Origin of the sequence: Pseudomonas defluvii (assembly GCF_001695625.1) — a bacterium.
In the GTDB taxonomy this organism is placed as follows: domain Bacteria; phylum Pseudomonadota; class Gammaproteobacteria; order Pseudomonadales; family Pseudomonadaceae; genus Aquipseudomonas; species Aquipseudomonas defluvii.
The window spans coordinates 1-7,375 of record NZ_MBPN01000154.1; the positions used below are offsets into that span (position 1 = coordinate 1).

A 7,375-nucleotide genomic window follows, 5' to 3' on the forward strand; every position below is an offset into this window, starting at 1 on the left:
CGAGAGGCTTTGGCGTCGATCACGCTCACGCCGATCAGGCGCCAGCGCCCGTCGTCGATGAGCCGCTCCAGCACTTCACCGAGCATGTCGAAATACACCTCGTCGTGCCTATCGATCAACTCACCGTCGCGGTGCAGCTCCACCACGTAGGTGTCGCCGCCACGGTCGTAGAGGATCGTCACCTGACCCTCGAACTTGGTGGTTGAGACCGTGAAGCTGATCGCCGGCGGGGTCTCGATGATCTTGGAGGGCTTGGGATCGACCCAGGCGAAGTCGCGGGCACCTGCATCGACCAGCATGTGGGTGATGCACCGGAACCCGTCGGGCGCGGGCATCTCCTCCAACTGCTCGATGAGTTGGCCCAGCTCCATGCACTGCGGCTCGGGAATTGGCAGCTTGGCGGGTGCTTTGCCAAGGATATGCCTCGTGATGGTGTAAGGCGTGCCATCCGAAGTCTTCTCGGTGACGACTTCCGGGGTGTCCGCGCGCAGCCCGTCGAAACGTCGCCGGGCGTAGGGTTGGACATGGACCTTGGCGCCCTCGCTGGGAACGGTGGTCACCAGGTTGGGATCGAGCACGGCGAACTCGGAAGGCTTGAGCTTGACGACGATGGCATCGTCGGTCGCGGAGACCACCTTGCCGTTGAAGGGCTGAGGGTCGATGGCGAAGCCCAACGTCGAGGACTGCGGCTGATCATCGAATACGCGGTATTTGAACGAACGCACGTTGCGAGGCATATGGCCCGCGACAAGCGAAGGCATCATGGATTTGATGAGGGAACGGTCCATGGGAATCTCCTTGAGGAAGAACAAGGGATTCCCCGCCCGCAAGGGAGAGGTCCCTTGTGGGTGGCGTGAACGGACGGGGTACGTCCATAGGAAGAAACGACCAGCACGGTTTCCCGCACTTGCAGCCTTGAAGGTCTCGGCTGCCAGGGCATGTGTCGGCAACGCCGACGAACATGGAGCAAGGATGGCTCTGGAATGGGCGGCCTGCCCGCAAGAAATCGCACAGCGTCGCACCCGCTTTCCTGCGCTGCGGACAAGAAAAAGCCCCTCGAAAGGGGCTTGGTTGGGTCAGGCTTCGTACACGAAGTAGTGCTCGCGCTGACGTGGGAAGAAGACATGCTTCCATGTATCGCCGCTGGTGTTGCCACCGTCGAAGACGACCATTTCGTAGTCGTCAATGTCGGTGTCCACCAGGTCGGCGCTGGCGATATGGCGCATGTGCAGCGTGCCGCTCATGCGCTCGAATACCAGGATCTGGCCGATGGCGTCGTCCTGGCCCATGGCATTGACGCAGGCGCCGAGCTGGTGCTCGAAGTCTGGCGTGCGCGAGATGAGGTCGGGGAACATGAGGTTGCTCCTATGAAAATGGATCAGCCCGGTTCCGGGAGGGAGACGGGCCGGTATGGGGGAGAACAAAGAGGAAGGATGTTGCGTCGAGCGGCTGCTAGGATTCGGCCAACGGCAGGCCCAACAGCACGGGTGCGTCGGCGTCGAGAATCAGGATGCGCACATCGGCCTGGCCAGCCAGTTCAATGACGTTCGCCAGGTCATCCGGCATACCCTTGCTTCGGTGCTCCTGGCGAAGCTGCTCCGCACTGATGCCCTCGGCGTGGTCCAGGTTCTTGTCCGTCCAGGGGGTGGAGATCAGCTTGATGCCGATCGCCGGGCTGTACGGAACCCGGAACGCGATGAACAGGAAGGCCTCCGGCGTGGCGAGGTCTGCCAGGTTGGCGAGGTATTGGCTGGTTTCCTCGCTTATGTGCGCGCTGCTGATTTCCCAGCACCGGCTGTAATAGCCGGTCTCGAAACTCAGGCGCTGTACGACCTCCCGCGCTGCCTCTGCCGAATAGGCGTCGCCGACGTGGATGGGGCGGCCGTCGAAGTCATCGCCATGGATGGCATAGACCACGGCGCCGATTACGCCTTCGCCGCTGACACCTTCTCCGGCATCGCATTCGGCCAGTACCTCGGCACTCACGGGTTCGGGACCATTCCTGACTACGGCGAAATCGCTGGTGACGATGCACGAGGATGAAATCATTTCCTCGTCGGAAAGGTGCTTTTGGCTCGGGTGGATGATTCGCCAGACATGCGGGCTTCCATCCTCGTAGCTGATGCACAGCGTGCGGACGATTTTCAGATTCCAGTATCCGCGGAGAAAGGGATTGGGTTTCAGGGACATGGGAACTCTCCAGATTTGAATAATGGAGCCAATCCCCGCCACCGGGAATTGGACCCGGTGGGTTGAAAGTGGAAAATGCGTCAGTCGGCGCTGATCGTTGACGTCTGAGCCAGCCGTTCGGCGATGCGATGGCGCACATTTAGGCGAAATTGCTCATCGGTGATGCCGGCAAGCAGGTTGGCGGCCTCCAGCGCGATCAACGCTGAGGCCTCTTCGATGTCGGCGGCCAGGATGGTGTTGCGCAGTTGATCGCCGAGTTGAAGCGCCTGCGAGGACGTTCTGAAGACCTGGACCTCGCGGCTCAGGTAGCAGCCGTTGCCGCCGAACTCGAATAGCCTTGGCTTGCTGCAATACCAGCAGCCCTCAAACTGTATGGCGGTCAGGTTATGGCCATCATCGAAGCGGGTAGCGATCAGAAGCAGGGCTTCCAGGTCCGCGCTGTCCTCGAAGTGGTGGTGCTCTATCAGGTTCTCCAGCTCCCCGTCCTGGTCAGCACCGAAGTGCGCGGCCAGCCGTTCAAGCAGAGGCGGAATCGACAACTCTTCGTCGTCGGGCATGGGGATTCCGAGTTGTGTGGCCAGGTTTTCCAGACCGTCCAGCACATCTGTCCAGCGTGGATCATTGGTCTCGGCGATCTGGGCGATGTAGGCCTGCCCATTGCCGGGATGGTTTTCGTCGAGCGCGAAGGCATCGAACAGTGCCTTGATGACGGGAGTAACGCGGTCGAGCACGAGAACGCCCGTGCCTTCGTAGTAGTTGTTTGCCATGCTGGCTCCTTTCGAGAAGAGCGGAGCCAGCCCCTGCGGACGATGGCATCCGCAGGGAATAGCCCAGGGCCGTTGGCGCCGGGCGATGGGGAAGAAAAATTGAGGGACATGGCCTTATGAGCGCATGTGTCCCTCGTGGGGAACGAAAAGACGGGGGTGTGCCCGAAACGGGCTCACCAGCCGCTGTAGTTCACCATCAAGTCGAATCAGCGAACATGCGGGCAGCTTCGTCCGGGAGCCTCGCTGCGTCAGTTGGAAAACGGCAATCGGCCCAGCCCGGATTGATGGCGCGGAGACAGAAAACCCGCATCGAGTGCGGGCTGTCAGGGGGGGCGTGGGTGCGTTGGCTCACTCGGTCTTGTCGCCCAGGACATACTGCTTCCACAGGGCGAATGCCTCGTCCTGTCCCAGTTCGGCCAGGACCACAATGGGTTGCGTTTGCCGCGCACGCAGCGAAGCGAAATACGCCTTACGGTCGGCGATGGCCTTGAGGTTGATGCCATCGATAAACAGCAGCTTGCCGTCCTTGATGAACAGCACCTTGTTGCCAAGGTCGCGCTCGAACGCGGCTCGTACTTTCTCCGGTTGTTGCATGCGTCGGTTTCCTGTTGCTGTGGCCGGCCCTTGGGTCGGAACGTTGATCGACGAGACAAAGGAGCCGAAGGCTCGCTGACCTTCGGCTCGGGAGGAAATAACCACCCGTGGGCTGTTGCAGGCCCGGTCGTCGCTCGAACCGTCTGCTCATCAGCAATCACACCCGGCCCATGTCGTGGCTGGGGCCGGCATCGTCTGGCGCACATCCGCGCACAAAGGGAGCCCGTTTTTGCGCCGGTGGGCACCGGCACTGAATACCGCTGACCACAAAGGGTCTCCGGGTGGCTCGCGCTGCCAGGCAAGCCATCGGGGGACCACTTCGCAGTGGGCGGGAGAAACACAGACCAGCAGAACACGCGGGAGGCGGTTCGCGGAAAAACTACCTTCAGGTCCCGCAGCCGGGGACGGCTCGACGGGACGCGCACACGGACAAGAAGGCGTTGCGCGCTGGGCGACCCGCAGGGGCGTGCGGGACACGGGCCACGCCTTTGAAACAGGGTGCGGCCCACGGGAAACGGAGTCGGTTAGGCGCCTTTGCGGCCGCTGCTACGCGAGCGCGAAGCGCCACGCTTGGGCGGACCAGATTCGACCGGCAGCGTGCCTTTGCAGTCGGGGTAGCGACTGCACGACCAGAATGGACCGCTCTTGCCGGTGCGTTGGCGCGTCGATGCGCCGCACTGCGGGCATGCTGGTCCATGGGCAAGCTTGATGGACAGGGACATGCTGCCGTACTGCGCGATCAACTGCGAAATCCAGGCGGCCTGCTTGCCAATGAACACGTCCAGCGTGAGCTGACCAGCCTCGATCATGTCGAGTGCCTGTTCCCACACGGCGGTGGTGCCGGGGTCAGCAATCGCCGCAGGCACGGCATCGATCAGCGTGAACGCCGCATCCGATGCACGGATGGAGCGTCCCTTTTTCACGATGTAGCCGCGAGTGATCAACCCGCTGATGATGTTGGCCCGCGTCGCCTCGGTGCCGATGCCCGTCGTGTCCTTCAGCTTCTGCTTCAGGCGCGGGTCGGTCACGAAACGCGCAACACCCTTCATCGCCTTGACCAGTTCGCCCTGCGTATAGGGCTTGGGTGGCATCGTTTTGAGTGCCTTGATGTCGGCCCCAGCGATCTGACATGCCATCGCTTCGCGCAACGCGGGTAGCACCTGGCTGCGTGCAGAGGCGTCGGCGTCCTCATCAGCGCTGCCTTCACGTTCGGGCTCGTCCAGCACCAGGCGCCAGCCCTTGACGACGACCTGCTTGCCCGTAGCCACCAGCTTCTGCTGGCCGCAGGAAAGCTCGGCCACGGTGCGGTCGAACTCGTGGTGAGGGAGGAACTGGGCCAGGTAATGCGCCCGGATTAGCCGGTACACGGCCCGTTCCTTCTCGCTCATGACGGAAAGATTCGCCGGTTCGAGCGTCGGGATGATGCCGTGGTGCGCTGTGACCTTGCCGTCGTTCCATGCACGCGAACGCTGGGTGCGGTCGAGCTGACCCATGATCGGGCGCAGCGACGGGTCGGTCTTGAGCAGGCTGTCCAGGACGGTGGGCACCTCGGCGAACATGCTTTCGGGCAGGTAGCCGGAGTCCGAGCGCGGGTAGGTTGTGGCCTTGTGCGTCTCGTACAGGGCCTGGGCTATCTGCAATGTCTCCTGTACGTCCAGCCCGAGCTGCCTGGAACAGACCTCCTGAAGCGTCCCCAGGTCGAACAGCAGGGGCGGGCCTTCGCGCACGCGCTCGGTCTCGACCGACACCACCTGGGCGCTGCCCGCAGCGCGAATCTGCTGCGCCGCCTGCTGGGCGACCGGCTGTTGCAGGCAACGACCGGCGTCGTCGGTGCAGCCGTCGGGCGCAACCCACTGCGCGGAGAAAGCCTGACCCTCTGTGGACAAAGACACGTCGATGGCCCAGAACGGCGCCGACTTGAAAGCCGCGATTTCGCGGTCGCGATCAACGACCAGCTTCAGGGTCGGGGTCTGGACACGTCCGACCGACAGCACGCCGTCGTAGCCCGCCTGCCGCCCGAGCAGCGTGAACAGACGGCTGAGGTTCATGCCGACGAGCCAGTCTGCCCGCGAACGCGCCAGCGCCGAGTAGTACATCGGCAGCGTATCGGATGATGGTCGCAGCTTGCCGAGCGCAGTGCGGATCGACGCATCGTTGAGCGCCGACAGCCACAAGCGCTCGATGGGGCCACGGTAGCCGCACAGGTCGATGATCTCGCGGGCGATCAGCTCGCCCTCGCGGTCGGCATCGGTGGCGATGACGAGATGGGTCGCCTTCGCCAGAAGCGCCTTGACGACCTTGAATTGCGTGGCGGTCTTGGGTTTGACCTCGACCCGCCACTGCTGGGGAATGATGGGCAACTGCTCCAGCGACCAGCGCTTGAGCGCCGCGTCATAGACCTCGGGTGCTGCCGCTTCTACGAGATGGCCGATGCACCAGGTAATCGTGACGCCGGAGCCGTTGAGGCAGCCTTCACCGCGCTGTGTCGCGCCGAGAATCCGACCAATATCCTTGCCCTGGGAGGGCTTCTCGCACAAGAACAGCCGCATATCCGTCCATCCGATTTCCGTGGTTCATTGAGTTGCTGGAATCGAGGATGCCGGTCCCCACCAGGGGCAACAGCAAACAAGTCGCAAGCGGTGGCGACCACTTTCACGGGATGGAATGGCTGGGGCGGAGATGGTATGCAGCCGGGGTGTGCGGGCCGGGAGCCGCGATTTTCGGGAGCACGTGGAATCCGGTGGACGTAGATGGAGCTATCCCCTGGGGATAGCTCGCGGGTGCATGGAGCGGCGAACAGTGGCCGACCCATGCCGGGTCACTTCCTACGCCGCGGCTCTTTTGGCGCAGCCGGTTCCTGGGCGGCCTGGGGCTTTGCCTCCGCATCCTGCGGCTTCGGGCTGAGGGTCACGGACTCGATGCGAAACGGCAGGATGCCGACGCTGCGCGCGTTGATCTGCCAGGTTTCGCGCGGCTGATCTTCGTTGTCCGTCCAGGGCTCGCGCTCCATGCGGCCGACGACCAGGATGCGCATGCCTTTCTGGTAGAGGCTTTTCCAGTGCGCGGCGTCGCGGTGCCAGATTTCCACGGGCGCCCAGAAGCCGCCGCGATCCTCGAAGTCGCCGCCTTTGGTGGGAACGGGGTTGTCGAAATACACGTTCAGCCGCAGCAAGCGCCGCGGCTCGTCGTTGCCGTTGGGGAACTCCCGGTATTCGGGCGGGGAGCCAATGTTGCCTTCGCCCCAAAAGTGCGTGCTCATGTTGCAATCTCCATGGTGGTTGAAATACCCGTGCCGCGTCGGCGTCGGGTGTGTGCTGGGGTGTCCGGTGCCATCACCGATCACGCATTCCAGGTGGGATGGACTTGAGCCGGCGCAGGTAGGCGTCTTCCGCCACAGCCGCCTTGCTGGCGCATTCCTGGGCCTGCCTGCCCAGGGTGTGCAACAGGCTGATCTGCATGTTCAGCGTGATGCGCTGAAGCTCGATCGCGTGCAGCTCGGCCAGTAAGTTGACCGGCGTGCCGGTGCTCGCCATCAATTCCTGCCACAGGGCTACGCCCATGGCTGAGCGGTCGTGCTTGCGCCAGCGCAAAAACGCCGTTCCTGCGCCAGTGGTTTGTTGGGCCAACTCCACGGGCAGCAGGTGGAAGGGATGCCCGACTGCCTGTTGCAGCACCTGCCGCTGAGCCAAGCCAATCAACTCGTCGCGCATGGCGAAGCACTGGCTGGCCCAGGCCTCAAGATCCCCCTTACCCTTAAAAGGCTTTAAAAGGCCTTTTAGAGAGGCCGCGTGTTCCAGCTTCACGAAGGCAGCCTGTTGCAGGCC

8 protein-coding genes are annotated in these 7,375 nt (G+C 63.0%); all 8 read right to left on the bottom strand.

The features are described 5' to 3' along the window. Positions 1-788, bottom strand: a 788-nt coding sequence (locus EKA13_RS24740; RefSeq protein WP_065761757.1) for a GTPase, incomplete at its 3' end; no start/stop codon positions are given. A 288-nt stretch (positions 789-1,076) separates the two neighbouring features. After that, on the bottom strand, positions 1,077-1,355 hold the full coding sequence (locus tag EKA13_RS24745; protein ID WP_009459701.1) for a hypothetical protein: 279 nt from the start codon (positions 1,353-1,355) through the stop codon (positions 1,077-1,079). A gap of 97 nt (positions 1,356-1,452) precedes the next feature. Beyond that, positions 1,453-2,190 carry a DUF5983 family protein gene (locus EKA13_RS24750; protein ID WP_009459707.1) on the bottom strand — a complete coding sequence of 246 codons (738 nt, stop codon included), beginning with the start codon at positions 2,188-2,190 and terminating at the stop codon, positions 1,453-1,455. 80 nt (positions 2,191-2,270) lie between these two features. Then, the gene (locus tag EKA13_RS24755) at positions 2,271-2,957 is read right to left on the bottom strand and encodes a hypothetical protein (RefSeq protein ID WP_009459708.1); all 687 of its coding nucleotides are present in this window, start codon (positions 2,955-2,957) and stop codon (positions 2,271-2,273) included. A 348-nt stretch (positions 2,958-3,305) separates the two neighbouring features. After that, the gene (locus EKA13_RS24760) at positions 3,306-3,551 is read right to left on the bottom strand and encodes a hypothetical protein (protein ID WP_003158614.1); all 246 of its coding nucleotides are present in this window, start codon (positions 3,549-3,551) and stop codon (positions 3,306-3,308) included. 524 nt (positions 3,552-4,075) lie between these two features. Next, positions 4,076-6,100: a DNA topoisomerase III gene (locus tag EKA13_RS24765; RefSeq protein ID WP_003158613.1), complete on the bottom strand. Its 2,025-nt coding sequence runs from the start codon at positions 6,098-6,100 to the stop codon at positions 4,076-4,078. 269 nt (positions 6,101-6,369) lie between these two features. After that, entirely contained in the window at positions 6,370-6,810 is a 441-nt protein-coding gene (locus EKA13_RS24770; protein WP_003158612.1) for a single-stranded DNA-binding protein, read from the bottom strand. A gap of 73 nt (positions 6,811-6,883) precedes the next feature. Continuing rightward, the coding region (locus EKA13_RS24775) for a DUF3158 family protein (RefSeq protein WP_245704409.1) at positions 6,884-7,375 on the bottom strand (492 nt) is incomplete at its 5' end.

Coding starts and splice junctions, on each gene's coding strand:
- EKA13_RS24760 (WP_003158614.1), bottom strand. CDS start 3,551: ATGCAACAACCGGAGAAAGTACGAGCCGCGTTCGAGCGCGACCTTGGC.
- EKA13_RS24750 (WP_009459707.1), bottom strand. CDS start 2,190: ATGTCCCTGAAACCCAATCCCTTTCTCCGCGGATACTGGAATCTGAAA.
- EKA13_RS24765 (WP_003158613.1), bottom strand. CDS start 6,100: ATGCGGCTGTTCTTGTGCGAGAAGCCCTCCCAGGGCAAGGATATTGGT.
- EKA13_RS24755 (WP_009459708.1), bottom strand. CDS start 2,957: ATGGCAAACAACTACTACGAAGGCACGGGCGTTCTCGTGCTCGACCGC.
- EKA13_RS24745 (WP_009459701.1), bottom strand. CDS start 1,355: ATGTTCCCCGACCTCATCTCGCGCACGCCAGACTTCGAGCACCAGCTC.
- EKA13_RS24770 (WP_003158612.1), bottom strand. CDS start 6,810: ATGAGCACGCACTTTTGGGGCGAAGGCAACATTGGCTCCCCGCCCGAA.